24 protein-coding genes are annotated in these 26,530 nt (G+C 73.3%); 11 read left to right on the top strand and 13 right to left on the bottom strand.

Going from position 1 to position 26,530, the window contains the following annotated elements:
• Positions 1-84: 84 nt before the first annotated feature.
• The 10 genes from FHS88_RS04945 to FHS88_RS04990 all read right to left on the bottom strand — a co-directional run bounded on the left by FHS88_RS04945 (position 85) and on the right by FHS88_RS04990 (position 10,037).
• Positions 85-852 (bottom strand): SGNH/GDSL hydrolase family protein, encoded by a 768-nt coding sequence (locus tag FHS88_RS04945; protein ID WP_184481904.1) that lies wholly within the window; start codon positions 850-852, stop codon positions 85-87.
• Complete coding sequence (gene rfbD, locus FHS88_RS04950; RefSeq protein WP_338146411.1) at positions 849-1,736, bottom strand: dTDP-4-dehydrorhamnose reductase; 888 nt, start codon at positions 1,734-1,736, stop codon at positions 849-851. The genes FHS88_RS04945 and rfbD overlap by 4 nt, the downstream gene beginning before the upstream one ends.
• Positions 1,736-2,296, bottom strand: coding sequence for a dTDP-4-dehydrorhamnose 3,5-epimerase (gene rfbC / locus FHS88_RS04955; protein WP_184481906.1), 561 nt, complete (start codon positions 2,294-2,296; stop codon positions 1,736-1,738). The genes rfbD and rfbC overlap by 1 nt, the downstream gene beginning before the upstream one ends.
• Positions 2,293-3,174: a glucose-1-phosphate thymidylyltransferase RfbA gene (gene rfbA, locus FHS88_RS04960; protein ID WP_184481908.1), complete on the bottom strand. Its 882-nt coding sequence runs from the start codon at positions 3,172-3,174 to the stop codon at positions 2,293-2,295. The genes rfbC and rfbA overlap by 4 nt, the downstream gene beginning before the upstream one ends.
• 43 nt (positions 3,175-3,217) lie before the next feature.
• Positions 3,218-4,279, bottom strand: coding sequence for a dTDP-glucose 4,6-dehydratase (gene rfbB, locus FHS88_RS04965; RefSeq protein WP_184481910.1), 1,062 nt, complete (start codon positions 4,277-4,279; stop codon positions 3,218-3,220).
• A gap of 68 nt (positions 4,280-4,347) precedes the next feature.
• On the bottom strand, positions 4,348-5,280 hold the full coding sequence (locus FHS88_RS04970; RefSeq protein WP_184481912.1) for a glycosyltransferase: 933 nt from the start codon (positions 5,278-5,280) through the stop codon (positions 4,348-4,350).
• A gap of 13 nt (positions 5,281-5,293) precedes the next feature.
• Positions 5,294-6,952 (bottom strand): glycosyltransferase, encoded by a 1,659-nt coding sequence (locus tag FHS88_RS04975; RefSeq protein ID WP_184481914.1) that lies wholly within the window; start codon positions 6,950-6,952, stop codon positions 5,294-5,296.
• A 10-nt stretch (positions 6,953-6,962) separates the two neighbouring features.
• Positions 6,963-7,922, bottom strand: a complete 960-nt coding sequence (gene fcl, locus FHS88_RS04980) for a GDP-L-fucose synthase (RefSeq protein ID WP_272872798.1) — start codon at positions 7,920-7,922, stop codon at positions 6,963-6,965.
• Complete coding sequence (gene gmd / locus FHS88_RS04985) at positions 7,915-8,970, bottom strand: GDP-mannose 4,6-dehydratase (RefSeq protein WP_184481916.1); 1,056 nt, start codon at positions 8,968-8,970, stop codon at positions 7,915-7,917. The genes fcl and gmd overlap by 8 nt, the downstream gene beginning before the upstream one ends.
• A 101-nt stretch (positions 8,971-9,071) precedes the next feature.
• Positions 9,072-10,037 (bottom strand): glycosyltransferase, encoded by a 966-nt coding sequence (locus FHS88_RS04990; RefSeq protein ID WP_184481918.1) that lies wholly within the window; start codon positions 10,035-10,037, stop codon positions 9,072-9,074.
• Between the two features lie 113 nt (positions 10,038-10,150).
• On the opposite strand from FHS88_RS04990, the gene FHS88_RS04995 reads away from it, so the two are divergent.
• The 4 genes from FHS88_RS04995 (at position 10,151) to FHS88_RS05010 (ending at position 16,316) form a co-directional block, all read left to right on the top strand.
• A complete protein-coding gene (locus FHS88_RS04995; RefSeq protein WP_184481920.1) occupies positions 10,151-11,185 on the top strand; it encodes a class I SAM-dependent methyltransferase in 1,035 nt (344 codons plus the stop codon).
• A gap of 123 nt (positions 11,186-11,308) precedes the next feature.
• The gene (locus FHS88_RS20745; protein ID WP_184481922.1) at positions 11,309-14,290 is read left to right on the top strand and encodes a glycosyltransferase; all 2,982 of its coding nucleotides are present in this window, start codon (positions 11,309-11,311) and stop codon (positions 14,288-14,290) included.
• Between the two features lie 37 nt (positions 14,291-14,327).
• The gene (locus tag FHS88_RS05005) at positions 14,328-15,218 is read left to right on the top strand and encodes a sulfotransferase domain-containing protein (protein ID WP_184481924.1); all 891 of its coding nucleotides are present in this window, start codon (positions 14,328-14,330) and stop codon (positions 15,216-15,218) included.
• Between the two features lie 9 nt (positions 15,219-15,227).
• Positions 15,228-16,316 (top strand): glycosyltransferase family 4 protein, encoded by a 1,089-nt coding sequence (locus tag FHS88_RS05010; protein WP_184481926.1) that lies wholly within the window; start codon positions 15,228-15,230, stop codon positions 16,314-16,316.
• A gap of 120 nt (positions 16,317-16,436) precedes the next feature.
• On the opposite strand, the gene FHS88_RS05015 is transcribed toward FHS88_RS05010, so the two are convergent.
• On the bottom strand, positions 16,437-17,837 hold the full coding sequence (locus FHS88_RS05015) for a methyltransferase domain-containing protein (protein WP_184481928.1): 1,401 nt from the start codon (positions 17,835-17,837) through the stop codon (positions 16,437-16,439).
• Positions 17,838-18,100: 263 nt separating this feature from the next.
• On the opposite strand from FHS88_RS05015, the gene FHS88_RS05020 reads away from it, so the two are divergent.
• The gene (locus FHS88_RS05020) at positions 18,101-18,757 is read left to right on the top strand and encodes a class I SAM-dependent methyltransferase (RefSeq protein WP_184481930.1); all 657 of its coding nucleotides are present in this window, start codon (positions 18,101-18,103) and stop codon (positions 18,755-18,757) included.
• A gap of 14 nt (positions 18,758-18,771) precedes the next feature.
• Here FHS88_RS05020 and FHS88_RS05025 read toward each other — a convergent pair whose 3' ends face one another.
• The gene (locus FHS88_RS05025) at positions 18,772-19,992 is read right to left on the bottom strand and encodes an ABC transporter substrate-binding protein (protein ID WP_184481932.1); all 1,221 of its coding nucleotides are present in this window, start codon (positions 19,990-19,992) and stop codon (positions 18,772-18,774) included.
• Positions 19,993-20,243: 251 nt separating this feature from the next.
• Here FHS88_RS05025 and FHS88_RS05030 point away from each other — a divergent pair, with 251 nt between their 5' ends.
• The 3 genes from FHS88_RS05030 to FHS88_RS05040 all read left to right on the top strand — a co-directional run bounded on the left by FHS88_RS05030 (position 20,244) and on the right by FHS88_RS05040 (position 22,565).
• Positions 20,244-20,807: a PEP-CTERM sorting domain-containing protein gene (locus tag FHS88_RS05030; RefSeq protein WP_184481934.1), complete on the top strand. Its 564-nt coding sequence runs from the start codon at positions 20,244-20,246 to the stop codon at positions 20,805-20,807.
• 85 nt (positions 20,808-20,892) lie between these two features.
• A complete protein-coding gene (locus FHS88_RS05035; RefSeq protein WP_184481936.1) occupies positions 20,893-21,681 on the top strand; it encodes an aldolase in 789 nt (262 codons plus the stop codon).
• Positions 21,678-22,565 (top strand): DMT family transporter, encoded by an 888-nt coding sequence (locus FHS88_RS05040; protein ID WP_246419465.1) that lies wholly within the window; start codon positions 21,678-21,680, stop codon positions 22,563-22,565. Before FHS88_RS05035 ends, FHS88_RS05040 begins: the two co-directional genes overlap by 4 nt.
• A gap of 91 nt (positions 22,566-22,656) precedes the next feature.
• Here the strand turns inward: FHS88_RS05040 and panC are convergent, their stop codons facing one another.
• A complete protein-coding gene (panC, locus tag FHS88_RS05045) occupies positions 22,657-23,499 on the bottom strand; it encodes a pantoate--beta-alanine ligase (protein ID WP_184481938.1) in 843 nt (280 codons plus the stop codon).
• Positions 23,500-23,560: 61 nt separating this feature from the next.
• Here panC and FHS88_RS05050 point away from each other — a divergent pair, with 61 nt between their 5' ends.
• From FHS88_RS05050 to FHS88_RS05060, 3 genes are read left to right on the top strand one after another with little or no spacing between them, the layout of a single operon-like run.
• A complete protein-coding gene (locus tag FHS88_RS05050; protein WP_184481940.1) occupies positions 23,561-24,778 on the top strand; it encodes a class I SAM-dependent rRNA methyltransferase in 1,218 nt (405 codons plus the stop codon).
• A complete protein-coding gene (locus FHS88_RS05055; RefSeq protein WP_184481942.1) occupies positions 24,775-25,299 on the top strand; it encodes a DUF3293 domain-containing protein in 525 nt (174 codons plus the stop codon). The genes FHS88_RS05050 and FHS88_RS05055 overlap by 4 nt, the downstream gene beginning before the upstream one ends.
• Before the next feature lie 28 nt (positions 25,300-25,327).
• Positions 25,328-26,476: an MFS transporter gene (locus FHS88_RS05060; protein ID WP_184481944.1), complete on the top strand. Its 1,149-nt coding sequence runs from the start codon at positions 25,328-25,330 to the stop codon at positions 26,474-26,476.
• Positions 26,477-26,530: the final 54 nt, after the last annotated feature.

Here is a 26,530-nt window from a genome sequence, read left to right on the forward strand (position 1 = left end):
CGGCCCCGGCATCCAACGTTCCCTGGCCGCAACCGCGTTATGCAGCCAGTGCACCGGCGCGGGTCTTGAAACCTGCGAAGGTTCTTATTGTATCGGAACGTTCGATGCCCTGGAATGGACCGGCGTCAGCCCGTCCAGCAGGGCGGCGGCCAGCGCCTCGGCGAGGCAGGCATAGCCGCGGTCGTTGTGGTGCAGGTCGTCGCCGGTCAGCACCGCGCCGCCGGGCACGCCCGCCCGCGCCCAGGCATCCATCAGCGCGCCGCGCGAGAACAGCGCGACACCCGGCACGGCGCGGGCGAGCTCGGCCGTGATGGCGTCGTAGGTGCGGTGGTTCGGCCGCGCGGCGATGCGCGGGGCGCGCTGGTTGTCCATCAGCACGACGGAGATGCCGGCCTGCGTCAGCCGCTCCAGCCCTTCCCGCACCAGGGCGCGATAGCGTTCGGGATCGGCCGAGCGCAGCGCGGAATTGCCGCCCACCTGCCAGATCACGAGGTCCGGCTGCGCGGCCAGCACGTCGCGGTCCAGGCGGGCGGCCATCTCCTCCGCCGCCTCGCCACCGATGCCGCGGTTCAGGACCGTCACCGGCAGGCCGAGGGCGTAGCGCAGCCGCCGCTCGAGCACGGCGGGATAGCTGCGCAGCGCCTCGGTCGCCCCCGCCCCGGCGGTGGAGGAGGAGCCGAAGGCCACGATCACCGGCGCGCGCCGCGCCGCCACCGCGGCCGCGAAGCTCGGTGCGGGCAGGGGGGCCATGGCCACGGGCGGGCAGGGGGCGGGCGGCGCCAGGGCGGCGGCGGGCGCGGCGGCGCCGAGCCCGGCCAGCAGCGCCAGGACGATCCTGTCCGGTGCCCTCATGCCGCGTGCAGCGCCCGCATCACACGGGCGAGCCCCTCCTGCCAGGGCGGCAGCCGCACGCCGAACACCGCCGCGAGGCGCGCGCAGTCGAGCCGGCCATCGGCCGGGCGCCGCGCGCGGGCGGGGTATTCCCCGGTGGCGATGGCGCGGATGCGCGGCGACGGCCCGCCATGGGCGCGGGCGGCGGCGAAGATGGCCTCCGCGAAGCCGTGCCAGGAGGTGTGGCCGGCGGCGGTGGCGTGGAAGACCCCGCCATGGGCCGGCCGCCAGCCTTCCGCGCGGATGCGCGCGAGGATGGCCGCGATCGCCTCCGCGAGGTCGGCCGCGGCGGTGGGCGCGCCGATCTGGTCGGCGACCACGGAGAGGTCCCTGCGCTCGGCGGCGAGGCGAAGCATGGTGCGCAGGAAATTGGTGCCTGCCGGCGCATAGATCCAGGAGGTGCGCAGCACGATGCTGCGCGGATTGCCCGCCAGCGCCGCCCATTCGCCCGCCAGCTTGGTCCGGCCATAGGCGCCGAGCGGGTTCGGCGGGTCCGCCTCGGCATAGGGCGCGCCCTTGGTCCCGTCGAAGACGTAGTCGGTCGAGAGCTGGACCAGCGGGATGCCGCGCGCCGCGCAGCCCCGGGCGAGCAGCGCGGGCCCGAGGGCATTGGCGCGGAAGGCGGCGGGCTCGTTCTCCTCGGCCGCGTCCACCGCGGTCCAGGCGGCGCAGTTCACCACCGCCTCGGGCGCCATCGCGGCCAGCAGGGCCTCGATGCTGGCGGGGCGGTCGAAATCGAGCGCGGGCCGCCCCGCGGGCAGCGCCTCGAACCCCTGGGCCGGCAGCGCGGCCAGCAGGGCCGAGCCGACCTGGCCGCCCGCGCCGGTGACCAGGATGCGGCGCATCACCAGCTCCCGCGCGGGAAGGGGGGCGGGATCTCGGCGAGCAGCGGCGCGCTGTGGTCCTTCTCGGAGAGCACCGGCTCGGCGACCGGCCAGGCGATGCCGAGCGCGGGGTCGTTCCAGCGGATCGCCGCATCCGCCTCCGGCGCGTAATAGGCGTCGGTCTTGTAGAGCACCTCGGTGTCCGGCTCGAGCGTCAGGTAGCCATGGGCGAAGCCGCGCGGCACCCAGAGCTGGAGCCAGTTCGCGGCACTCAGTTCGATCGCGACATGCCGGCCATAGGTCGGCGAGCCCTCGCGGATGTCCACCGCGATGTCGAGGATCGCCCCGCGCGCCACGCGGATCAGCTTGCCCTGGGCATGCGGCGGGCGCTGGAAATGCAGCCCGCGCAGCACGTGGCGCGGCGCGGAGGCAGCATGGTTGTCCTGCACGAAATCCGCCGCGATCCCGGCATCGGCCAGCGCGCGGCGCGACCACACCTCGCTGAAGAAGCCGCGGGCGTCGCCGTGGCGGACCGGCTCGACCAGCAGCAGGTCGGGGATGGCAAGCGGCGTGACCTTCACTGCAGGCGCCCGGCCGCGAGGTCCCGCAGATAGGTGCCATAGGCGGTCTTGCCGAGCGCATCGGCCTGGCGCGTCAGGGCCGCGGCGTCGATGAAGCCCATGCGGAAGGCGATCTCCTCCGGGCAGCCGACCTGCAGGCCCTGGCGGTCCTGCACGGTCTGCACGAAGAGTGCCGCCTGCAGCAGCGAAGCCGGCGTGCCGGCATCGAGCCAGGCGCAGCCGCGGCCGAGCTGTTCCGCATAGAGGGATCCGAGGCCGAGATAGATCCTGTTGAGGTCCGTGATCTCGAGCTCCCCGCGCGCCGAGGGGGCGAGGTCGCGGGCGAGCGCGGTCACGCGGGAATCGTAGAAGTAGAGCCCGATCACCGCCCAGTCCGATCTCGGCTGCCGCGGCTTCTCCTCGAGCGAGAGCACGCGCCCCGCGGCGTCGAACTCGGCCACGCCGTAGCGTTCGGGGTCGGCCACGCGGTAGCCGAAGATGGTCGCCTCCCCGGCCCTGGCCCGCTCGGCCGCCGCCTTGAGGCTTTCCACCAGGCCATGGCCGTAGATGATGTTGTCCCCGAGCGCCAGCGCGCAGGGCTGCCCGCCGATCCAGTCGGCGCCGATGTGGAAGGCCTGGGCGATGCCCTCGGGCTTCGGCTGCTCGGCATAGGTGATGGTCACGCCGAACTGGCTGCCGTCGCCGAGCAGGCGGCGGAACTGCGGCAGGTCGGCCGGTGTCGAGATCAGCAGGATGTCGCGGATGCCCGCCAGCATCAGCGTGCCGAGCGGGTAATAGACCATCGGCTTGTCATAGACCGGCAGGAGCTGCTTCGAGGCCGCGAGCGTCATCGGATGCAGTCGCGTGCCGGACCCGCCGGCGAGCAGGATGCCCTTCATTCACCTGTCCTTCGCGTGGGGTCGCCGCGCAGCGCCTGCGGCCTCATGGCTTGACCCCGCCCAGGCGCTCGCCGGCATAGCGCCGCTCGCGGATCGGCCGCCACCAGGCCTCGTTGTCGAGATACCAGGCGATGGTCTCCGCAAGCCCGGTCTCGAAGTCGCGGCGGGCGCGCCAGCCGAGGGCGCGCTCGGCGCCCGAGGGGTCCATGGCGTAGCGGAAATCGTGGCCCGGGCGGTCCTTGACGAAGGTGATCAGGCGCTCGCGCGGGCCGGCGGGGTCGGGGCGCAGGCGGTCGAGCGTGGCGCAGATGGCGCGGACCACTTCGAGGTTGGTGCGCTCCTGCCGCGGGCCGAGGCAGTAGGTCGCGCCCGGTTCGCCGCGGAACAGCGCGAGCACGAGCGCCTCGGCATGGTCCTCGACATGGATCCAGTCGCGGATGTTGGAGCCGTCGCCATAGACCGGCAGCGGCCGGCCCTCGAGCGCGTTGAGCGTGACGAGCGGGATCAGCTTCTCGGGGAACTGCCAGGGGCCGTAGTTGTTCGTGGTGTTCGAGACGAAGGCGGGCAGGCCGTAGGTGTGCCGCCAGGCGCGCACCAGATGGTCCGAGGCCGCCTTGGAGGCCGAATAGGGGCTGCGCGGATCGTAGCGCGTATGCTCGTCGAAGGGCTTGTCGTCGCGGCTTTCGAGCGAGCCGAACACCTCGTCGGTGGAGACGTGGTGGAAGCGGAAGGCCGCCTTTTCCGCCGCCGGCAGGCCGGCCCAGTGTTCCCGCGCCGCCTCCAGCAGCACCTGGGTGCCGACGACATTGGTGCGGATGAACTCGGCCGGGCCGTCGATCGAGCGGTCCACATGGGATTCGGCGGCGAGGTGCATCACCGCGCGCGGGCGGTGGGTGGCGAAGACCTCGCGCAGCGCCGCCGCGTCGCAGATATCGGCCTTCACATGGATGTGGCGGCGGTCGTGCAGCCAGCGGCCGAGCGCCTCGGGGCTCGCCGCATAGGTGAGGCGGTCGAGATTCACCACCACCTCCTCGGTCGTGGCGAGCAGGCGGCGCACCACCGCCGAGCCGATGAAGCCGAAGCCGCCGGTGATCAGGAGGGTCATGCGGGCCGTTATTCGCCTGTCGGGGATACGGGAGGAAGCCTCCGCTTAGGGCAGGAAAGCGGCAGCATCTAGACGGCGCCGTCGCGGCGCTGGGCGCGGCCCCGCCAATGGCCGGGCAGGCGCGCCAGGAACCGGGCCGGCCAGAGGGGATCGGCCGCGAAGGCCGCGCCGGCGGTCGCGAGCGCGGCCGGCAGCGCCCCGGCCCGCGCCTGCAGCGCCGCCCGGTAGCCGGCCGCCCAGGCGTGCCAGCGACGATAGGTGGCGCGCTCGGCCGTCCCCGCCGCGCTTTCCCCGAGCCGCGTCCGCGCGAGGTCGAGCAGGTGGCGCGAGAGCTTGTCGCGCAGGTCGCCGGCCGCGAAGGTGAGCGAGCCTTCGTGGCTGCGATAGCGGATGACGGTGGCATCGAGCGTCGCGCAGCGCGGGCCGAGCAGGGCGAGCCGGAGCCAGAAATCCTTGTCGGCGGCGAGCGGGAAGCGGATGTCGAAGGGCCCCGCCCCGCCCCGCGCGCCCAGCCGGTCGAGCAGCGGGCGGCGGAAGAAGGCCGCGTTCATGGTGGTGATGCCGCCGATGGCGTTGTCCACCGAGAGCGCATTCGCCGCGCCCGAGAGGCGCTTCAGCACCACCTCCCGCCCCTCGCGCTCGGTGAAGAACTCCGCCGCGCCGAGCACCATCTCCGCGCCGGTGCCGGCGAGCGCCGCCTCGGCCGCGGCGAAGGCGCCGGGGGCGTAGAGGTCGTCGCTGTTGAGCAGGCCGATCACCGGCGCGCGCGCGGCGGCGATGCCCTTGTTGAGCGCGTCGTAGAGGTTGCGGTCCTTCTCGCGGATGACGGTGAGGTGGGGGTGGCGGGCCAGCACCTCGGCCGTGCCGTCGGTGGAAAGGCCGTCCACCACGATGTGCTCGACCGCGTCATGGCCCTGGGCGAGCACGCTGCCGATCGCCGCGCCGATCGTCGCGGCGCGGTTGAGGCAGGGCGTGACGATGGAAAGGCGGGGGGTGCTCATGGGCGCCGCGCCTTCACCGGCCCAGCAGCCGCGTGGCGAGGCGGCGCAGGCGCGGACTGTGGGCGAGCCGCTCGGCGAGGCGGCCGAGGGCCGGGTGCAGCCGGTCGGCGAGCCCGATCAGGGCCAGCGCCCGGCGCGCCGGGGCGGCGGCGCGCGCGGCCTCCCGCACGGCCGCATCGGCGGCGGCGAAGGCGGCGGCGAGGCGGGCGGCGGCGGCCTCGCCCTCGCGCCGCGCGGCGAGCGCGATCCAGCCGGGCCGGTCGGCCTCGGCGCTGGCCGGGCGGGTGGCGAGCACGGCGTCGGCGACATGCAGCGGCGCCCCGGCCTCGAGCAGGAGCGCGGCGAGCGCGGGGGCGGTCGCGGGCAGCGCGGCGGCGCGCTCGGCGAGGAAGGCCGCGCGGATCAGCGTGGCCTCGGGCACGCCCAGACCCTCGGGGCCCGCCTCGCCGGCCAGCAGGCGCGCCCAGGCGGCGGCGAGGTCATCGGCGCGGTGCAGCGTGGTGCTGCCATCGGGCCGGAGCGCGAGGTGATGGCCGCGAATGGCGACCGCCCCGGCCGGCGCTGCCATGGCGGCGGCGCGGAGCGCGGCGGCGTCCGGCGCGGCGCCGGGCGGGGCGTGCAGCAGCCAGGTCGCGCCCGGCGGGGGCGCGGCGCCGGGGGCGAGCGGCGCGATGCCGGCGGCGGCGAGATCGCCGTCCGGCTCGGGCGCCGGCAGCGTCAGGCCGAGGCGGCCCGGGACGCGGCGGAGCCGCGCGGTGGGGGTGAGAAGGAACTCGGCCAGGGCGGGCAGTGCGGCCTGCCAGCGCGCATGGCCGGCGGCGATGTCCTCCCGCGCGCGGGCGCCGATCTCTCGCGCGCGGGTGAAGTCGCGCGGCGTGGGGCGGCCGGGGGCGTAGAGAAGCCCGTTCACCCCGTGAGAGACGTATTCGTTCATCGTCGGCGCATCCGGGGCGACGACGCAGAGGCCGCGGGCCATCGCCTCGAGGAAGGACATGCCGATGCCTTCCAGCGGGCGGGGGGCGAAGAAGACGTTGGCCGCCTCCTGCGCGGCGCGGAAGGGGGTGCCATCCGGCGTCCAGACCGTGCGGTCGAGCCGCGCGAGATGCCCCGGCACGGCGGCGGGGAAGGGCGCCTCGTGGCCCGGGTCGGGGGCGTCGTGGATGGTCAGGCTGTCGAAGCGCGTGCCTGCGGTCAGGGCGAAGACGGAAGCGGGCGGGATCTCGCTGCGCCGGTACCAGAACACCCCGCGCAGGCCGGGGGCGGGGTCGGCCGGGCGGTGCCGCGCCGGATCGGGGTAGTATTGGGCGTAGGCATGGACCGGCGCGCGGCGCATCACCTCGGCATGCAGCGCGCGGGAGAAGCACAGCACCTTCGCCGTGTTGAAATGCGGCTTCCAGAGGAAGGCGCCGCCGCGCCACATCGCATCGTGCATCGGCGCGTAGGTGACGTTGGGATGCCGGCCCGAGAGCAGCGCGAAGGCCTCATGGAGCTGCAGCACCACGATGGCGTCGTAGTCGCGTTCGTCGAAGCCGGCGCAGGCTTCGCGCAGCTTCGCGGGGTCGGGCTCGGCGAAGAAGGCGTCCACCTGCGCGTGGTCGGCGAGCAGGTCGAGCAGGAAGCGCGTCGAGCCCGTCTTCGCGTGGTAGGCGAGGCCGAGATAGGCGACGCGCACGCCGCGCCCGTCAGGTGCGCAGGGCGGGCTGGTCGAGGAACCAGCGATAGGTCGCCTCGAGCCCCTCGGCGAAGCCGATGCGCGCGCGCCAGCCGAGCGCGGCGATGCGGCTGACATCCATGCGCTTGAGCATGGTGCCGTCCGGCTTCGAGGTGTCCCAGTCGATGCGGCCCTTGAAGCCGGTCACGCGCGCGATCTGCTCGGCCAGTTCGCGGATGGTGATGTCGGTGCCGGTGCCGATGTTGAGGTGGCTCTCGCCCGAATAGTGGCGGAGCAGGAAGGCGCAGGCATCGGCCACGTCGTCCACGTGCATGAACTCGCGCCGCGGCGTGCCGCTGCCCCAGCAGGTCACGCTCTCCCGCCCCTCGCGCGCGGCTTCGTGGAAGCGCTGCAGCAGGGCCGGGATGACGTGGCTGCGCTCGGGGTGGAAATAGTCACCCGGCCCGTAGAGGTTGCAGGGCATGGCCGAGATGTAGTCCCGCCCGTACTGCCGCCGGTAGGCTTGGCAGAGCTTGATGCCGGCGATCTTGGCGATGGCGTACCACTCGTTCGTCTTCTCGAGCGGGCCGGTCAGCAGCGCGTCCTCGGTGATCGGGTTCGGCGCCTCGCGCGGGTAGATGCAGGAGGAGCCGAGGAACAGCAGGCGGTTCACCCCGTTGCGGTGCGCCGCCTCGATCAGGTTCGCCTCGATCATCAGGTTGTCGTAGAGGAACTCGGCGGGCAGCGTGTCGTTGGCGAGGATGCCGCCGACCTTGGCGGCGGCGACCACCACCGCGTCGGGCTTCGCCCGCGCCATGAAGGCCTCGACCTGGTCCTGGCGGCGGAGGTCCGCGATGGCGCGGTCGGCGGTGACCACCTCGCAGCCTTCGGCGGCCAGCCGGCGCGCGACCGCGGAGCCGACCATGCCGCGATGCCCCGCGACATAGACGCGCGCGCCGCGCAGCGCGAAGACCTCGGCCGGGTCAGCCATTCGCCTTCAGTTCCGCGATGTCGGAGGCGACCATCTCGGCCGCCATCTCCTGCAGCGTGATGGTGTGCCGCCAGCCGAGCACGCGGCGCGCCTTGGCCGGGTTGCCGATCAGCAGGTCCACCTCGGTGGGGCGGAAATAGGCCGGGTCCACCCGCACGAGGACGCGGCCGGTGGCGCGGCAGACGCCGACCTCGTCCACCCCCTTGCCCTGCCAGTCGAGCCTGATGCCGGCCTCGCCGAAGGCGAGGTCGCAGAAGTGGCGGACCGTGTGGGTCTCCCCGGTGGCGAGCACGTAGTCGTCGGGCGTGTCCTGCTGGAGGATGCGCCACATCCCCTCGACATAGTCCTTGGCGTGGCCCCAGTCGCGCTTGGCATCGAGATTGCCGAGCCAGAGACAATCCTGCCTGCCGAGGGTGATGGCCGCCACCGCGCGGGTGATCTTGCGGGTGACGAAGGTCTCGCCGCGGCGCGGGCTCTCGTGGTTGAAGAGGATGCCGTTGGAGGCGTGGATGCCGTAGGCCTCGCGGTAGTTCACCACGATCCAGTAGGCGTAGAGCTTGGCCGCGGCGTAGGGGCTGCGCGGGTAGAAGGGCGTCGTCTCGTCCTGCGGCACCGCCTGGACCTTGCCGTAGAGCTCGCTGGTCGAGGCCTGGTAGAAGCGCGTCGTCTTCTCCATGCCGAGGATGCGGATCGCCTCGAGCAGCCGCAGCGTGCCGATCGCGTCCGAGTTGGCGGTGTATTCCGGCGTCTCGAAGGACACCGCGACATGCGACTGGGCGCCGAGGTTGTAGATCTCGGTGGGCTGCACCTGCGCGAGCACGCGGATCAGGTTGGTGGCATCCGTCAGGTCGCCGTAGTGCAGCCGGAAGGAGGCGCCGGGCACGTGCCTGTCGTGATAGAGATGGTCCACCCGGCCCGTGTTGAAGGAGGAGGAGCGGCGCTTGATGCCGTGCACCTCGTAGCCCTTCGCGAGCAGCAGCTCGGCCAGGTAGGAACCGTCCTGGCCGGTGATGCCGGTGACGAGCGCGACCTTCTTCTGTTCCGACATCCTGGTCCTTCCGAGATGGGCCCGCCAGGCAGGGGGTGCGCCGGGGCCGGCGGGTGTCTAGCAGCCACGGCGCTGCCCCGGAAGGCCCGCGCCGCCGCGGGTCAAGAGGTCCGGAACCACTGCGCCATCGCGCGGAGCCGTGCCGTCAGCCCGGCGGGCAGGCGGCGCGCGAGCCTGCCGGGGAGGGAGGCGGGGGCCGCTGGCGCGCCCAGGGCTTCGCGCAGCCGGGCCGCCTCGATCCGCTCGCGCAGCCAGGCCTGCTGGAACATCTCGATCCGCCGCCTGTCCCATTCCGCGCTGCGATAGAGCGGCGCCGCGTTCTGGATGGCGAAGACCTCCGGCTGGCCCTTGGCGAGATCGGAGGAGGCGCCGCCCATCGCGAAGGAGGCGATGACGGTCGGGATCCGGCGCAGCCGGATCTCCGGATCGCCGATCACCGCGAGCCACCATGCGTAGTCGGCATGGCGCCGCCAGCGCAGGTCGAAGGGGCCGGTGCGCTCGAACACCGCACGCCGGGCGAGCGTCGCCTGGTGGGGCAGGCAGCCCAGCACCATCTCCTCGGCGGCCTTCTCGGGCGGCGGCGGGGCGTAGACGTGCCGCTCCCCGCCGATCCGCACCTCGAGCGAGCCGTAGTACACGTCGCCTCCGGGATCGGCGGCGATCGCGGCCATGGCGTCGCGCAGCGCATCCGGCCCGGCGAAGAGATCGTCGGCGTTCAGGAACAGCACGAACTCGCCCCTCGCGCGCGCGACGCCCTTGTTCATGGCGTCGTAGAGGCCCGAATCGGGTTCCGACACCAGGACGGCGAGCCGCGGGCGCCAGGCCTCCAGCATGGCGAGCGTGCCGTCGGTCGAGACGCCGTCGATGACGATGTGCTCCACCGCCGGCCAGGTCTGGGCGGCGACGCTCTCGAGGCAGGCCTGCAGGGTCGCGGCGGCGTTGCGGCAGACGGTGACGACGCTGACGAGGGGCTTGCCCGGGTCGGCCGGGAGCGGGTTCGGGTCCACCTGGTCCTGGAACTCCTGACATTCGGCGCCGGCATGGGCGGCCCGCGCCTCATCATGCACGCCTCCCGCACCGCCGGGAAATCGGCCCGGCCGCGCGAAGCCGCTTGCGCGCGGCATCGCGCCGCGCCAGCGTGCCGCCCCGAGACGAGAACGAAGGGGAGGGCCATCGGGGCATGAACAATCCGGTGGCGCGGATCAAGGGGATCCTCGGCGAGTTGCTGCTGAACGGCCGGCAGGCGCTGGAAGTGATGCGCGCGCAGGCCATGCGGCTGGACCGGATCGACGAGGGCCAGGCGCTGCGCCTCGGGCGTCTGGAGCGTGAGCAGGCGCGACGGTTCGCGGCGCTCGAGCGGAAGCTCGAGGCGATGGGCGCCCATGGCGGACTGCCCGGTGTGCCGGGTGCGCCGGTGGAGGCAATCGCAGCCGAACCGCTCGACGAAATTGCCAGCTTGAGCCGCGAGCGCGCGCGCATCCTCCGGCTCGCCGCGCTGCTCGCGCCGTTCCGTCCGCGCGATGCGCGCAAGGTCAGGGTCGGCCCGCCCCGGGATGGCGGCTATGTCATGGTCGAGGACTGGGGCGGGCTCGCGGGGGCCATCTCGATCGGCATCGGCGATGACGATGCCTGGGACCGCGCGATGCTCGGCCATGGCTGCCCCGTCGCGCAATTCGACCACACCATCACCGCGCCGCCGGGCACCGCCCCCGGGCTTGCCTGGCAGCCCCTCGGGATCGGCACCGTGGATGTGAACAACATCCGCACGCTGCGCTCGCTGATCGCGCTCTCCGGTTTGCCGGAGGCCGGCGACCTGGTGCTCAAGATGGATGTCGAGGCCGCCGAGTGGCCGGTCCTCGCGGCGGGGGAAGCCACGGCGCCGCTCGAGCGGTTCCGGCAGATCCTGATCGAGTTTCACTGGTTCGACCGGATCGGCGGGGACCGCTGGTTCGCGGAGGCCGAGGCCGCGCTGACGCATCTTACGCGCAGCCATGCGGTTGTGCATGTGCACGCCAACAACTGGGGTGGCGCGGCGCTGATCGGGGGCGTCCCCTTCCCCTGCGTCCTCGAGGTGACGCTCCTGCGCCGCGACGTCGCCGAACTGGAGCCGGAGACCGGCTTCTTCCCGACGCCGCTCGACGCGCCCTGCAATCCTTCGCGGCCCGACATATTCCTCGGCACCTTCCGCTTTCCGCAGCCTCCGGCGGACGAGTGAGGGCGAGCGGCGGACCTTGACCTTTCCCACTGCGTCAACTAGCGCACCACCCCAGGTTGCAGCCTTTCGGGTGCGCATTCGGCGCGTGCCCACCCCATCCCCCGGCGCGCGGAGCGGACCCCCTTGACGAGCACGAGCCCATCCGAAGCCGTTTCGGACCTCGACCGCATCATTCCTCCCGAGATCAAGAACGACGCCTTCTACCGGCTGATCACGGAGCTCTCGGCGACCGAGGATCTGCGCCATGTCCTCGAGATCGGCTCCTCCGCGGGCGGCGGCAGCACCGAGGCCTTCGTGGCCGGGCTCGCGAGGAATCCGGGCCAGCCGAAGCTGTTCTGCATCGAGGTCTCTAGGCCGCGCTTCGAGGTGCTGCGCCAGACCTACGCCGACCGGCCCTTCGTGCACTGCTACAACATGTCCTCTGTCGCACCCTCGGAGTTCCCGAGCGAGGACGACGTCAAGAATTTCTACCATAACGAGAAATCGGGCCTGCGGAAGTTCCCGCTTGACGAGGTGCTGCGCTGGCTCGAGCAGGACATCGCCTATGTCGAGGGCGCGGGCGTCGAAGCCGGCGCGATCGAGCGCATCAAGGCCGAGCACGGCATCGAGCATTTCGACCTGGTGCTGATCGACGGGTCGGAATTCACCGGCGAGGTCGAGCTCGAGAAGGTGCTCGGCGCGCGGCTGATCCTGCTCGATGACACCAACACCTACAAATGCTTCCGGGCACGCCAGCGGCTGCTGCTCGACCCGAACTACGAGCTCATCGCCGACGACCAGAGCCTGCGCAACGGCTATTCGGCCTTCCGCCGCCGCGCGGATGCCGAAGACCTGCCGGTCCACTTCTTCACCATCGTCCTCAATGGCGAACCCTTCATCCGCTATCACGAGACGATGCTGGCGAAACTGCCCTTCCGCTGGCACTGGCACGTGGTGGAGGGCGTCGCCGCGCTGAAGCACGATACCGCCTGGAGCACCGCCAACGGCGGCAAGGTCACCGATTCCATCCACCGGGAGGGCCGCAGCACCGACGGCACGAGCGAATACCTCGACGATCTCGCGCGCCGCTTCCCCGACCGCGTCACGCTCTACCGCAAGCCGCCCGGCGCCTTCTGGGACGGCAAGCGGGAGATGGTGAACGCGCCGCTGCCCAACATCCGCGAGACCTGCCTGCTGTGGCAGATGGACGCCGACGAGCTCTGGACCGTGGAGCAGGTGAGCGAGATGCGCCGCCGCTTCATCGCCGAGCCGACGCGCGGCGCCGCCTACTACTGGTGCTGGTACTTCGTCGGGCCGGAGAAGGTCATCGCCACGCGCAACAACTACGCGCAGAACCCGGCGGTGGAATGGCTGCGGACCTGGCGCTTCCGGCCGGGCGACCACTGGGCCGCGCATGAGCCGCCGACGCTGGTCCGCCCCGCGCCCGATGGTTGCGCGCCCGTGGACATCGCGACGCTCGCGCCCTTCACGCAGGACGAGACCGAAGCCTTCGGCTGCGTGTTCCAGCACTTCGCCTATGTCACGGAGGCGCAGCTCGCCTTCAAGGAGAGCTACTACGGCTATGCCGGCGCGACGGCGCGCTGGCGTGCGCTGCTCGCGCGGCCTGGCCCTGGGCTGCTCGCCGACCACTTCGACTGGGTGAACGACGGGACGGTCTTCGACGACGCCACGGTGCTGCGCGTCGCCCCGCTCGCGCGCCAGGGCGCGGATGGCGCCTGGTCGTTCAGCGCGCCCGATGCCGCGCCGGAACCCCCGCCGGTGCCTGTCCGGCCGCGCATCGTGGTGGACGGCATCTATTGGCAGTATCTCGCCTCGGGCATCGGGCGCGTCTGGCACTCCATGCTCGAGGAATGGGTGAAGGCCGGGCTTGCCGACCACTTCGTGCTCCTCGACCGCGCCGGCACCGCACCGCGCATCCCGGGGGTGCACATGCGCGGCATCGCGGCGCATGACTACGCGCGCACCGGCGAGGACAGCCTGCTGCTCGAACGGATCTGCCGGGAGCTCGGCGCGGACCTTTTCGTCTCGACCTACTATTCGTCGCCAACCGCAACGCCCTCCTTCTTCTTCGGCCACGACATGATCCCGGAGATGACGGGCGAGGACCTCTCGGAGGAGGTGTGGCAGGAGAAGGCGCGCGCCATCCGCCATGCATGCGGGCACGCCATGGTCTCGGCGAGTTCCGCCCGCGACCTCGCGCGGCTGCATCCCGAGGTCGCGGAGGCCGATATCACCATCGCCCTTAATGGCCTGCCGCCCGGCTTCAGCCCGGCGACGGAGGCGGAGATCGCCGAGACGCGCCGCGCGCTCGGCATCAGGGGCGACTATCTGCTGATGGTGGGCGACCGCAGCGGCGCGGGCGGCTACAAGAACGGCATCCTCGCCTTCCGCGCGGCCGCGCTCGCCGCCGCGAAGGGCCATGCCTTCGAGATCCTGTGCGTCGGCGGGGCGGAGGAGGTCGAGGCCGCCTTCCGCGCCGCCGTGCCCGAGGTGAAGGCGCGCCGTGTCAAGGCGGATGACGAGACCCTGCGCCGTCTTTACTCGGGCGCGCATGCGCTGGTCTACCCGTCGCGCTACGAAGGCTTCGGCATGCCGGTGCTGGAGGCGATGGCCTGCGGCTGCCCGGTGGTCACCTGCGCCAGTTCCTCGCTGATCGAGGTGGGCGGCGAGGCGGCGATCTTCGTCGAGCCCGAGGATGCGGAGGCCGCGGCCGCTGCGCTGGTCGCGCTCGCGGATCCGGCGGCGCGGGCTGCCCGCCGCGCCGCCGGCATCGCCCAGGCGGCGCGCTTCACCACGGCGGCGCAGGCCGCGACGGCGATGTCGGCCTTCCGCGCCGCGCTCGCGGGTGTCGAATCCGGCGCGCGGCCCCGGCCCGGCCCCGGCTGGGAGGAGTTCCGCCGCTACCAGGCGGGCATCCAGGCCTCGCTTGCCGAGGGCGCCGGGTTCCTGCAACGCGCGCGGCGCCGGGGTGGCTCGGGCCGCGTTGCGGGCGAGCTGCAGCGCGCGCTGATCGAGATCGCGTCCATGAAGAACAGCCCGTTCTGGAAGCTGCGCGGCGTTGTCATCGGCGTCCTGCGCCGCCTCGGGCTGCGTCAGCGCGGATGAGCGGCGCCCATACCGCCGCGACGCCGCCGCCCCGCGCATGATCGTCTGGCTCGCCTCCTATCCGCGCTCCGGCAATACCCTGCTGCGGATGCTGCTGAGCCGGCATTTCGGGCTCCGCAGCTGGTCGGTGCATGGCGACGGCGACGCGCGGGACATCGGCGCCGAACTTGCGTCCATCGTCGGCTTCGAGCCGCATGGGCCGCTCGGCGAGGATGCCCTGGCCGAGATGGCCGCCTCCGACGAGACGTTTCTCGTCAAGACGCACAACCTGCCGCCGCCCGGCCGCGACTGGCCTGCGATCTGCGTGGTGCGCGACGGCCGCTCGGCGCTGGCCTCCTACTGGCACTACCGCAATCGGCCCGGCGATGTCGGGCATACGATGCCCGAGGTGGTCGCGGGCGCGGTGCAGTTCGGCTCCTGGTCGGCCCATGTCGCGGCGTGGCTGGATGCGCCGCTGAGCCGCCGCCTGGTGCTGCGCTACGAGGATCTCGCTGGGCCTTCGCCCGGCGCGCTTGCGGCGATCGGGGATTTCCTCGGACATGCGCCGGCCCCGGCGCCGCCGGCGGAGTTCGCGACGCTGAACGCGCTTGCGCCGACGCACTTCCGCGGCGGAAGCGATGCGCGCAACATCGCCGAGCTGCAAGCCTGCTGCCCCGCGCTGTTCGATGCGCTGCACGGCCCCATGCAGGCACGGCTCGGCTATCCGCCCGCGATGGCCGCCGGCGATCCCGAGGCGGCGCTGGCCGCTGAACTCGCCGCGGCGATGACGGCGCTGCGCGAGGCGCGCGATGCGGACCGCGCCGGGCTCGAGGCAGCGCTGTCCACGCTGCGGCAGGAACTCGACGGCATGCGCCGAAGCCCCTTCTGGCGGGCGCGGGAGCGCGTGGTCGGGCTGCTGCGATCGGCCGGCCTGCGCCGGCGCGGCTGAGGCCGCCTCATGCGCATCCTGCTCTGGTACTGGGGCCGCAAGGGTGCCGGCGGGCAGCTCGCCCTCGCGCTGGCCGATGCGCTGCGCCGGCGCGGTGATGTCGGGCTGGCGCTCTCGCTCTCCGCCCAGGCCGATCTGCTGGGCCCGATGCGCGCGCTCGGCATGCCGCTCGATGCGGTGCCGACCTATGCCAGCGCCGCCGGATTCGCCGCGGGCTTCCTGCGCCTGCCGCTGCTCGCGCGGCGGCTGCGGCGCCAGGCGCTGGACTTCCGCGCCGATGTCGTGGTCTCGGTGATGACCCACCTCTGGACGCCGCTGGTCGCGCCGGGGCTGAAGCGCGCCGGCCTGCGCTTCGTGCCCATGGTCCATGACGCCGATCCGCATCCCGGCGATCCCGGCGCCTTCTGGGAATGGCGCCTGACCCGCGAGCTCGACGCTGCGGAAAGCGTGATCGCCTTCTCCGACAGCGTCGCGGCGGGCATCGCCCGGCGGCGGCCGGGCCTTGCGGTGCATCGGCTCGAACTCGGCGCGCTTCTTCCCGCCCCGGTTGCCGAGCGGCCTCGCGCGGCGGACGGCACGGTGCGCTTCGTCCATGTCGGGCGGATGCGCGCCTACAAGGGGCTCGACTTGTTGCGCGACGCCTGGCGGCTGCTCGCCCCGCGCCATCCCGAGGCGCGGCTTCTCGTCGCCGGGGAGGGCGATGTCGAGGCCCTCGCGCCCGGCCTCGCCGCGCTGCCGGGCGTCACGGTCGAGGCGCGCTGGCTGTCCGAGTCCGAGATGGCCGCCATGGTGGCCGGCGCCGATGCGGTCGTGCTGCCTTATCGCGAGGCGAGCCAGAGCGGCGTCGCGCCGGTCGCGCACGGCCTCGGCGTGCCGGTCGTCGCGACGCCGGTGGGCGGGCTGGCCGAGCAACTGCGCGATGGTGTGGACGGCCTGCTCGCGCGCGCGCTCACACCCGGGGCGCTGGCGGAGGCGATGGCCGCGCTGTGCGATCCGGCGCGGCGGGCGGCGCTGGCCGAAGGCGCGCGCGAGACCGGGCGGCGCCTGAACGACTGGGACGCCACGGCGGCGCGGCTGGTGGAGATCCTGCGCGGCTGAGAACCGGCACAGGACTTGCGGATGGCGGTGCCGGAGCCGCTCGTCCCGCCTCGCGGCCGTGTCTGCGTGTTGCGGGCCTCGTTCATCCGTCCGGGCGATCCGATCGGCCCGGAATCCGCTTCAGGCCATTCCGGCCAGTCGCCGCAGCCGACGCGGCAGGAGGTCCCTCAGCCTGGCGCCCAGCGCGGCGCGCGCAGCCGGCAGCCGGACCTCGAAGCAGCCGGCGTCGAAATCCGGCGGCTCCCCCTCCCGCTGGAACTCGAGCACGAAGGGCTCGCCTGGCGGCACGGCGGAGATGTCGGCCTCGAGCGCGGTCCAGTCGGCGCCGATCGGGGTCGTGCCGGCAGGCACGGCGTTGACGAGCAGCGTGATCCGCGCGGGCTGGTTGCTGCGCGCCTCGAATCGCAATCGGGGCTCGGCGCCGCGGCTGCGGAACAGGCGCGCACGCCGGTAGGCGGTGCGCGTCGTCGCGGTGGATCGAGCGACGCGCCAGCCGTTGATGAGATCGAACTTCGCGGGCGCGCCTGGGAAGGGCGTGTCGAGCATGGCGCGCGGAATGATGCGCGCGATCTCCGCCACGGCGCGCGCGGGATCCCGCAGCCATCCGACGAAGGTTGCGGGCGGCAGCACGCCCTCGCGCTGCAGCGCGCGAGGATGCGGCCAGGGCGCGGTCAGGCGGATGCGCATCGCGAGGCTGCCGGCGCGGGCCTTGAGCATCGGCGCATCGGCATCGAGGTCCCAGGCCGTCCACTCCTCGAGCGCCGGGCCGCTGCCGGAGCGGCCGCCGTGCAGCACCTGGGTGAAGATCTCAGGCGCCAACACGGCGCGGTTGCGCTCGATGGTGAGGAGGAAATCCGACAGGGGCGGAATCTGCTCATTGATGCCGAGCAGGACCGCCTCGTGCCGGTCGAACACGTCGAACTCCAGCGCAGGGCCTGTCGTGTCGGCGCGGAACGGATCCCCGCTGGTGATCAGGCAGCCGCCGGGGCGGAGCACGCGCAGCGCCTCCGCGATGGTCGCCGGCAGGTCGCGCATGTGGTGCAGGGCGGCGTTGATGAAGACATGGTCGAAGGAGGCGTTGCGGAACGGCAGGGCATGGGCGAAGCCGCCTATCCAGCGCAGCTCCGGGAAGCTCTGCGCGCCCGCCTCGGCGACGATGGGGCTGAACTCCAGGGCGGTCACGCGGGCGCCGCGCAGGGCGAGCCGCCAGGCGTCGAAGCCCTGACCGGCACCGATGTCGAGCACCGCTGCGCCGGCGATGTCGAGCCCTTCGAGCAGCGTCTCCACCGCGCGCCATTCGGCGTAGCGATGGCCGAACCACCAGGCCTGCGTTTCCGCGTGCGCGGCGCGGAACGCCTCCTTGTCGGGGGCGGCGTGGTAGGAGGCGCAGAGGGCGTCGAGGCGCGCCACGGTGTCTGGCTCGAGGCGCAGGCTGCCACGGTTCGGCGCGTTCGCGACGATCTCGATCAGGCCCAGCGCGTCCGCGGGTTCGAAGGCGCCGAGGAAGGGCACGCCGAGCACCCGGGGGAATGTCGCGCCACAGCCATCGCAGCGCCATTGCACGACGGGGGCGCCACAGTGCGGGCACTCGAGGTCGTCGTTCGCGGCGGCCGACGGAGATGCGGCGGGAGGCAGGGGCGCCATGATTGTTCAGGCTAGCACCATCCTCGCATCGGCCGGCAGGAAAATCGGGCCACCGCCCTGGCGGTCCGGCCGCCCGCGCGCCATAAGCCCCGGCATCGCCCGGCCGATGGCCGCGAGAGAGGGAGCCGCGCCGCCCGCGCATGACCGAAGACCGCAGCTACCGCGCCGAACTGCGCCTGCGCCGCCTCCTGCCGGAGGGGCTCAAGGCGCTCGGCCGTCTCGCGCGCCTCGCCTTCCAGCCGCCGCCGCCCTCCGCGCCCGACATCCCGCAGGCGCAACTCGACGGCGGCCGGCTGATCTCGAGCCGCTGGGAGATGCTTCGGCACTTCCCCAAGGGCGGGCGTGTCTGCGAACTCGGCACCTGGCGGGGCGATTTCGCGCGGCACATCCTCGACACCGTGGAGCCGGAGGAGCTCCATCTCGTGGATGTCAGCTTCGCCCTCTGCCGCGCCGACGTGCTCGCGGACCCGCGGGTGCGGCGGCACGAGACGATGACCACCGCCTTCCTCTCGGGCCCCGGGGCCGGCGTGTTCGACTGGATCTACGTGGACGCCGACCATTCCTACGAGGCGGTGGTCGCCGACATCGCCGCCGCGGCCCCGCGCGTGAAGCCGGGCGGGATGCTGGTGTTCAACGACTTCGCGCGCATCGTCCGCCCCGGCTTCGGCGTCTTCGGCGTGCACCAGGCGGTGTGCGAGTTTGCCGTGCGCTCGGGCTGGCCGGTTGCCTTCCTCGCGCTGAACGGCGAGGCGCTCTACGACATCGCGCTGCGCCGGCCCCCGGAAGGGGCCGGCTGAGCGGCGCGCCGCCTTCAGCGCACCAGCGGGCAGCCGCCCTCGTTGAGCGGGCGGAAGGCCTCGTTGCCCGGGATGGTCTGCACCACCTCGAGGAGATCCCATTCGCCGCGGTTCTGTCCCGGGCGCTTGGCGCGCATGAGGTACATGTCGCGGATCACGCGGCCATCGGCGCGGATCGTGCCGTTGTTCGTCATGAAGTCGTTGATCGGCATCTCGCGCATCTTCGCCATCACCGGCTCGGTGGCATCCGTGCCGGCGGCCTGCACCGCCTTGAGGTAGTGCGTCACCGCTCCCCACATGCTCGCCTGGAACATGGTCGGCGGGCGGCCGTGGATGCGGGCGAAGCGCTCGGCATAGGCGCGCGTGGCGTCGTTCTGGTCCCAGTAATAGGCCTCGGTGAAGACCATGCCCTGCGCCGTCTCGAGGCCGATCGCCTTCACGTTGGTCAGCAGGCAGAGCAGGGCGGCGGGCTGGATGCCGCGCCGCATCAGGCCGAACTCGCCCATCTGCTTGACGATGTTGATGAAGTCGGTGCCCGCCGCGGCGATGCCCACGACATTGGCCCCCGAGCCCGCCGCGCGCACGAGGTGCGAGGAATAGTCCGTCTCGCCCAGCGGCACGCGGGCGCCGCCCACCACCTGCCCGCCCAGGGCGCGGATCGCCGCGGTGGCGTTGGCTTCCAGCGAATGGCCGAAGGCGTAGTCGGAGGTGATGAAGAACCAGCGCCTGCCGCCACCCTGCATCACCGCGCCCACGGTGCCGCGCGAGAGCGCGTAGTTGTCGTAGGTCCAGTGCACGCCGTAGGGCGAGCAGCCCGGGCCGGTGAGGTCGGTGGTGCCCGCGGCGACCACCACGTCGATCTTGCGCCGCTCTCGCGAGAGGTTCTGCACGGCGAGCGCCACGGCCGAGTTGCCCAGGCCGAAGATGGCGTCCACCCGCTCCTGGTCGTACCAGCGCCGCGCGATCGCCATGCCGACATCGGGGCGGTTCTGCAGGTCGCCATGCACGAGCTCGATCGGCATGCCGTTCACCCGGCCGCCGAAATCCTCGATCGCGAGGCGGGCGGAGACGACATCGCCCATTCCCTGCTGGTCGGCGAAGACGCCCGACATGTCGTCGAGCACGCCGATCTTCACCACGCCGTCGGAGATGCCGGATTGCGTGCGGCCTTCGGTCGGCCTGATGGCGGCCAACGGCAGAGCCGCCGCCCCGGCCAGGAGCAGCCTGCGATTCATGGGTTCGTTTCCTCCGGGATTGCGTGTCCCGGGGCCATCATGCCACGCGCCCGGCGGGCCGCCAGGTGCCGCCGCGGTCCCGCATGGCGGCCGTGTCGGGAAACCTTACAGTTGCATCGGCGCGGCCGGATCGTATCAAAAAATACCTCATAGAATCAGATTGCTACGCTTCTGGCATGGGAGGTGCATATCCCGTGAGAGGCGCGAGGGGGAATTCGCGCCTGACGTTCAGAATGAAGGGGACCTTCCGCATGAAGCGACTTCTCTTGGCGACCGCGCTCGCCGCCGGCCTCGCCGCCGCGCCCGGCGGCGCCGAGGCGGCCTATCTCGACGTGCCGGTGCCGACGAACGCGTACATCACGCGCGGCGGGCTCGACTGGGCCTGGGCCTTCCCGCTCCCGGCGGCCTCGGGCCTCGACCTCTCCTACCAGTCCACCCAGGGCTGGCGCCTGCCGACCGCGGCCGAACTCGCCTTCGCGCCGCTCGCGACGGATTTCGTCTTCGCGGGCGCCAATGTGCCCTTCGGCGGCTCGGACCCCGTCTCGGGCGCCCTCTTCGCGGCCACGAACGCCAACCTGACCGGCGCGGCCGCCTGCGCGACGCCGTATTTCAGCAACACCTACCGCCATTGCGACTGGCAGGACGGCAACGGCCAGCCCTATGGCCCATGGGCGGGGACGGAGGGCGCCTTCTTCTTCGCCGACCAGCTCGTCGTGCGCGCCGCGGCGGCGGTGCCGGCGCCCGCCTCGCTGGCGCTGTTCGGCGCGGGCCTGCTCGGCCTCGGGGCGGTGACGCGCCGCCGCAAGGCCGCCTGAGAAGGGGGCTGGCGCGGCGCCCTGCCGCGCCACCTTGCCCGGGCGCGCCATGGCGGCGATCCTGCCTCCGCCGGAGGAGATCACCATGGCCCATGCCCTCGGCGCGCCCGCCGCGCCCGCTGTTCTGCGCAACACCGAACTCGACGCCGAGGCCGTGCGCCAGGCGCGCGTCGATCTCGCCGCCTGCTTCCGCATGGCGGCGCGGCTCGGGCTGCACGAGGGCATCTGCAACCACTTCTCCTTCGTGGTGCCCGGGCGCGACGACCTGTTCCTGGTCAATCCCTATGGCTGGGCGTTCCGCGAGATCACCGCCTCGCGGCTGCTGGTCTGCGACTTCCACGGCAACGTCATCGCCGGCGACGGCGTGCCGGAGGCCACCGCCTTCTACATCCACGCCCGGCTGCACCTGAACAAGCCGCGCGCCAAGGCGGCCTTCCACACGCACATGCCGAACGCGACCGCGCTCGCGATGCTCGAAGGCCCGCCGCTCGTCTGGGCGGGGCAGAGCGCGCTGAAGTTCTACGGCCGGACGCTGGTGGACGAGGACTACAACGGCCTCGCCCTCGACGAGCGGGAAGGCGACCGCATCGCGGCGAGCATCGGCGATGCCGACATCGTCTTCATGAAGAACCACGGCGTGATGGTGGTCGGCCCCTCCATCGCCGAGGCGTGGGACGACCTCTACTACCTCGAGCGCGCGGCGGAGGTGCAGCGCCTCGCCATGGCGACCGGGCGGCCGCTCAAGCCCGTGCCAGAGGCGATCGCGCGCCGCACCTACGAGCAGATGCGCGAAGGCGACCGCGAGAGCGCGCGCCTGCACCTCGAAAGCATCAAGCGCATCCTGGCGCGCGAAGAGCCGGACTTCATGCATTGACGGCCCCGCCGGCGCGCGGTGCCGACGCCGCCGGCCTCGCCCTGCTGCTTGCCACCACCATCGGCTGGGGCCTGAACTGGCCGGCGATGAAGGTGCTGCTGGCGGAACTGCCGGTCTTCACCACGCGCGCGGCCTCGGGCGGGCTCGGCTTCCTGGTGCTGCTGGCGGTGGCGCTGGCGCTGCGCGAGCGCATCGCGGTGCCGCTCGCGCTCTGGCCGCGCCTCGCCCTCGTCTCGGTGCTGAACGTGACGGCCTGGATGGGGCTCGCCTCCTTCTCGCTGCTGTGGCTCGCGGCGGCGGAGGCGACGATCGTCTGCTACACGATGCCGGTCTGGGCGGTGCTGATGGCCTGGGCGATCCTGGGCGAGAGGCCGCGGCCGCGGCGCCTCGCGGGGCTGGGGCTGGCCTTCGGCGGGCTCGCGGTGCTGGTGCTGGGCAGGGGCGTGGCGGTGGGGCTCGAGAAACTGCCCGGCGTGGCGCTCGGTCTCGGCGCGGCGGTGCTGTTCTCGCTCGGCACGGTGGTGACGAAGCGGTGGCCGCTCGGCCTGCCGCCCACGACCTCGGCCGTGTGGCAGGTCGGGCTCGGCATCGCGCCGCTGGCGGTGGCCGCGGCGGTGATGGACCCGCCGGCCCTGATGGCGCTGTCCTGGCCGGGCTGGGCGCTGGTCGCCTATGGCGGCGTCTTCGCGCTGGGGCTGTGCTACCTGACATGGTTCGCCGCGCTGCGAAGGCTGCCGGCCTCGCTCGCGACGCTCGGCACGCTGCTCACGCCCGTGATCGGCGTGGCAAGCGCGGCGCTGCTGCTGGGCGAGCCCTTCGGCTGGCGCGAGGCCGGAGCGCTGGCGCTGACGCTGGCGGGCGTGGGGCTCGCGATCCGCGACTGATGCCCTGCGGACACAGGATCACCCTGTGCCCGCTCGGCATCATCGCCTGGTTCCGCGCGCGGCGGACAAGCCGCGTCCACGCCCTTCGGGATCAGACCGCGATGTTGTCGAGCAGCCGCACCGTGCCGAGGCGTGCGGCCGCGATCAGCCGCATCGGCCCCTGCTCGCGCCGCGCGGCGAGGGGCCGCATCGTCTCGGCCTCGACCAGCGCGAGGTAATCGGGCGCGAAGCCCGCGCCGCGCAGCCTCGCGAGCGCGCCCTCGAGCGTCGCCGCAACCGGCGCGCCGGCCCCGATCGCCGCCGCCGCCTCCGTCATCGCGCGGTGCAGCAGCGGTGCCGTCGCCCTTTCCTGCGGCGAGAGGAAGCGGTTGCGCGAGGACATGGCGAGCCCGTCGGCCTCGCGCACCGTCGGCACCGGCAGGATGCGGATGGGGATGTCGAGGTCGGCGGCCATGCGCGTGACCACCTGCAACTGCTGCCAGTCCTTCTCCCCGAAGGCGGCGAGCTCGGCCTGGGATTGCAGGAACAGCTTGCAGCACACGGTGGCGACGCCGCGGAAATGGCCGGGCCGCGCATCCCCCTCCCATCCCGCCGAGGGGCCCGCCACCTCGATCACCGTGGCATTGCCCGGCGGATACATGACCTCGACCGGCGGCAGCCAGGCGAGGTCGCATCCCGCCGCGCGCAGTTTGGCGAGGTCGCCCTCCTCGTCGCGCGGATAGCGCGCGAGATCCTCGTTCGGCCCGAACTGGAGCGGGTTGACGAAGATCGAGGCGGCGACGGCACCCGCCCCGGCGGCGCGCGCCGCGCCGATCAGGGCGAGGTGCCCTTCGTGCAGCGCGCCCATGGTCGGCACGACGGCGAGCCGCCGCCCGGCGGCGCGGAAGGCGGCCGTGGCGGCGCGGAGGGAGGGCAGGTCCCGGCAGATCTGCATGGAAGAACCCTACTGCGCATGCGTGGACGGAACACCCGCGCCCCGGCATGGTCCCCATGCCATGACCGCATCGCAAGACCGTCCGCTGATCCGCCTTCTGCCCGGCCGCGACCGCCGCGTGAAGGCCGGGCACCCCTGGGCCTTCTCGAACGAGATCGCCATGACGCCCGCCGCGAGGGCGCTGCCGCCGGGCAGCGTGGTGCGCCTCGAGGGCGATGACGGCGTGCGGCACGGCGCCTGGCATTTCAACCCGCACAGCCTGATCGCGGCGCGGCGGCTCGATGCCGACCCGGCCGCCGCCTGCGATGCCGCCTGGTTCCGGGCGCGGCTGGCCGATGCGCTGGCGCTGCGCGAGCGCCTGTTCGGCGCGCCGCACTACCGCCTGGTCCATGCCGAGGCCGACGGCCTGCCCGGCCTGGTGGTGGACCGCTACGGCGACGTGCTGGCGGTGCAGGCGAACACCGCGGGGATGGAGGCCGCGACGCCGCACATCGTCGCGGCGCTGACGGCGCTGCTCGCCCCGCGCGGCATCGTCGCGCGCAACGATGCCGGCGTGCGCGCGCTGGAAGGCCTCGCGGAGGAGACGCGGCTGCTGCAGGGCGATGCCGCCGGCGCGGTGGTGGAGGAGAACGGGCTGCGCTTCCCCGTGGACCTGCTGGGCGGGCAGAAGACCGGCTGGTTCTTCGACCAGCGCGAGCACCGCGCGCGCGTCGCGCGCCTCGCGGCGGGGGCGAGCGTGCTCGATGCCTTCTGCCACACGGGCGGCTTCGGCATCGGCTGCGCCGCGGCGGGTGCGGCGGAGGTGACGCTGCTCGACCGCAGCGAGCATGCGCTCGCGACGGCGCGGGAGGCGGCGGCGATGAACGGTGTCGCGGACCGCGTCACCGTGCTGCGCGCCGAGGCGATGGAGGCGCTGGAACGCCTGGGCGCGGAGGGCCGGCGCTTCGGCGTGGTGATCGCCGACCCGCCCGCCTTCGCCAAGACGCGCAAGGACCAGCCGGCGGCGCTGCGCGCCTACGGCAAGCTCGCCCGCATGGCCGCCACGCTGGTCGCGCGCGGCGGCTTCCTCTTCATCGCCTCCTGCTCGCACCATGTCGGCGCCGGCGATTTCGCCGATGCCGTCGCCTGGGGCGTGCAGCGCGCGTCGCGCCAGGGGCGCGGCGGGCAGGGGCGGGAGGCGCGCATCCTGCACATGGGCGGCGCGGGGCCGGACCATCCGCTGCACCCGATGCTGCCCGAGAGCCAGTATCTCAAGGGCATGCTGCTGCACCTGCCGTGAGCCGCAGGGCCACCATGGACGCCGCGCCCGGCCCGCGCCTCGCCCGCGCCTGGCGCGCGACGCTGTTCGAGGCCGATGGCATCGCCGTGCCGATCGCGCCCGGCCCGCGCCTCGCCCGCGCCTGGCGCGCGACGCTGTTCGAGGCCGATGGCATCGCCGTGCCGATCGCGCCCGATCCGCGCCTCGCCGCGGCATGGCGCGCGCGCCACGCGGCGGTCGCCGCGCTGCTGGCCGGCCTGGGCGTGCGGCAGGCGGCCTTCACGGGCGCGTGGAATCCCTTCAGCACGCGCCATCCGCCCGGCTGGAACCGCCGCCGTCTCGGGCGCCTGCGCGCGGTCGCGCGGCGGCTGCCGCAGCGCGAGGGGATGGGCCGCGCCTGCCGCCCGCGCCCCTGGGGCGAGGAACACCTGCTGATCGGCGCCCCGGCGGCGCGCTGCGCCGTGCTGGCGCGGCGCTTCCGGCAGGATGCCATCGTGGTGATCCGGCAGCGCGGCCCCTCGCGCCTCGTGCGGCTGCGCTGATGCACGCGCCAGCGGATGCCGGGCGGCGATGAGCGTCGTCGCCTTCCTCGTGGCGGTGTTCCTGGTGCGCGCCGCGCTCGGCGCCTTCTTCCAGGCGCCGGGGGCCTCCGGGCCGCTGCTCGTGCCGGCCTTCGGCATGGACTGGACGCAGTTCGGCACGCTGGTGGGGCTGTTCTGGCTGCCGGGCCTCGTGCTGGCCTTCCCGCTCGGCCTCGCGGCGCGGCGGCTCGGCGACCGGACGGGCGTGCTGCTCGGCCTCGGGCTGCTCGTCGCGGGCGGGCTCGTCTCGGCGGCGGGGACGCTGCTGCTGCTGCATGCGGGCCGGCTGCTGATGGGCACGGGCACGGTGCTCGTCATCCTGCTGCTGACCAAGATGATGCAGGACCGCTTCCAGGGGGCCGACCTGTTCCCGGCGATGTCGGTCTATGTGGTCGGATGGCCCATCGGCATCGCGGCGGCGCAGGCGATGCTGCCGGGGCTCGCGCTCTCGGCCGGGTGGCAGGCGCCCTTCCTGGTGGCCTCGGCGGCGGGGGTGGCGGCGCTGCTCGCGCTCGCCGCGGCCTCGCGCCCGGCGGCGCGGGCGTCGGCGCCGATGCCGGCGGGCGGGCGGCTCTCGCGCCGCGAATTCGGGCTGATGTGCCTCGCCGGCGCCTGCTGGGCGGCGATCAACGGCACCTACATGGTGCTTGTCACCTTCGCGCCGCTGCTGCTGGTCGAGCGCGGCCTCGGCGTGGCGGAGGCGGGGCACGCGGCCTCCCTGATGTCCTGGGTGAACCTGCTCGCGGTGCCGCTGGGCGCGGTGCTGGCGCGGCGCGCGCGCATGGTCTGGCCGATGGTGGCGGTGTGCATCCCGCTCGCCGCGGCGCTGGCGGTGGCGCTGACGCTGGCCGGAACGGCGTGGTCGGCGGCGATCCTGGCCGCGCATGGCGTGCTCTACGCGCTGCCCATCACCGTCTTCGCCGCCCTGCCGGCCATGGCGGTGCCGCCGGAGCGCCGCGCGCAGGGGCTCGGCGTCTATTTCGTCTGGTTCTATGCCGGCTGCACGGGCTTCCCGCCGCTGGCGGGCCGGCTCGCGGATGCCACTGGCGGGGCGGCGGCGCCGGTGCTGCTGGCGGCGGGGCTGCTGGTGGTGGCGCTGGCGCTGTTCCTGGCGTTCCGCCGGGTGGTGAGGCGCTGAATCGCTTCCTGGCGCAGCGCCGGGCGAAGCGCGATGATGGCCCGCAGGAGGACG

Origin of the sequence: Neoroseomonas alkaliterrae, assembly GCF_014199195.1 — a bacterium.
In the GTDB taxonomy this organism is placed as follows: domain Bacteria; phylum Pseudomonadota; class Alphaproteobacteria; order Acetobacterales; family Acetobacteraceae; genus Neoroseomonas; species Neoroseomonas alkaliterrae.

Excerpts from the sequence above, each read along its gene's own strand:
- rfbD (WP_338146411.1), bottom strand. The coding sequence starts at position 1,736 with ATGCGCCGCATCCTGGTCACCGGCGCGGGCGGCCAGGTCGGCTCGGCC.
- FHS88_RS05050 (WP_184481940.1), top strand. The coding sequence starts at position 23,561 with ATGACCGCATCGCAAGACCGTCCGCTGATCCGCCTTCTGCCCGGCCGC.
- FHS88_RS04970 (WP_184481912.1), bottom strand. The coding sequence starts at position 5,280 with ATGAGCACCCCCCGCCTTTCCATCGTCACGCCCTGCCTCAACCGCGCC.
- FHS88_RS05005 (WP_184481924.1), top strand. The coding sequence starts at position 14,328 with ATGATCGTCTGGCTCGCCTCCTATCCGCGCTCCGGCAATACCCTGCTG.
- FHS88_RS05010 (WP_184481926.1), top strand. The coding sequence starts at position 15,228 with ATGCGCATCCTGCTCTGGTACTGGGGCCGCAAGGGTGCCGGCGGGCAG.
- FHS88_RS04945 (WP_184481904.1), bottom strand. The coding sequence starts at position 852 with ATGAGGGCACCGGACAGGATCGTCCTGGCGCTGCTGGCCGGGCTCGGC.
- rfbA (WP_184481908.1), bottom strand. The coding sequence starts at position 3,174 with ATGAAGGGCATCCTGCTCGCCGGCGGGTCCGGCACGCGACTGCATCCG.
- FHS88_RS05020 (WP_184481930.1), top strand. The coding sequence starts at position 18,101 with ATGACCGAAGACCGCAGCTACCGCGCCGAACTGCGCCTGCGCCGCCTC.
- panC (WP_184481938.1), bottom strand. The coding sequence starts at position 23,499 with ATGCAGATCTGCCGGGACCTGCCCTCCCTCCGCGCCGCCACGGCCGCC.
- FHS88_RS04995 (WP_184481920.1), top strand. The coding sequence starts at position 10,151 with ATGAACAATCCGGTGGCGCGGATCAAGGGGATCCTCGGCGAGTTGCTG.
- FHS88_RS05060 (WP_184481944.1), top strand. The coding sequence starts at position 25,328 with ATGAGCGTCGTCGCCTTCCTCGTGGCGGTGTTCCTGGTGCGCGCCGCG.
- fcl (WP_272872798.1), bottom strand. The coding sequence starts at position 7,922 with ATGGCTGACCCGGCCGAGGTCTTCGCGCTGCGCGGCGCGCGCGTCTAT.
- FHS88_RS05030 (WP_184481934.1), top strand. The coding sequence starts at position 20,244 with ATGAAGCGACTTCTCTTGGCGACCGCGCTCGCCGCCGGCCTCGCCGCC.
- FHS88_RS05035 (WP_184481936.1), top strand. The coding sequence starts at position 20,893 with ATGGCCCATGCCCTCGGCGCGCCCGCCGCGCCCGCTGTTCTGCGCAAC.
- gmd (WP_184481916.1), bottom strand. The coding sequence starts at position 8,970 with ATGTCGGAACAGAAGAAGGTCGCGCTCGTCACCGGCATCACCGGCCAG.
- FHS88_RS05025 (WP_184481932.1), bottom strand. The coding sequence starts at position 19,992 with ATGAATCGCAGGCTGCTCCTGGCCGGGGCGGCGGCTCTGCCGTTGGCC.
- rfbB (WP_184481910.1), bottom strand. The coding sequence starts at position 4,279 with ATGACCCTCCTGATCACCGGCGGCTTCGGCTTCATCGGCTCGGCGGTG.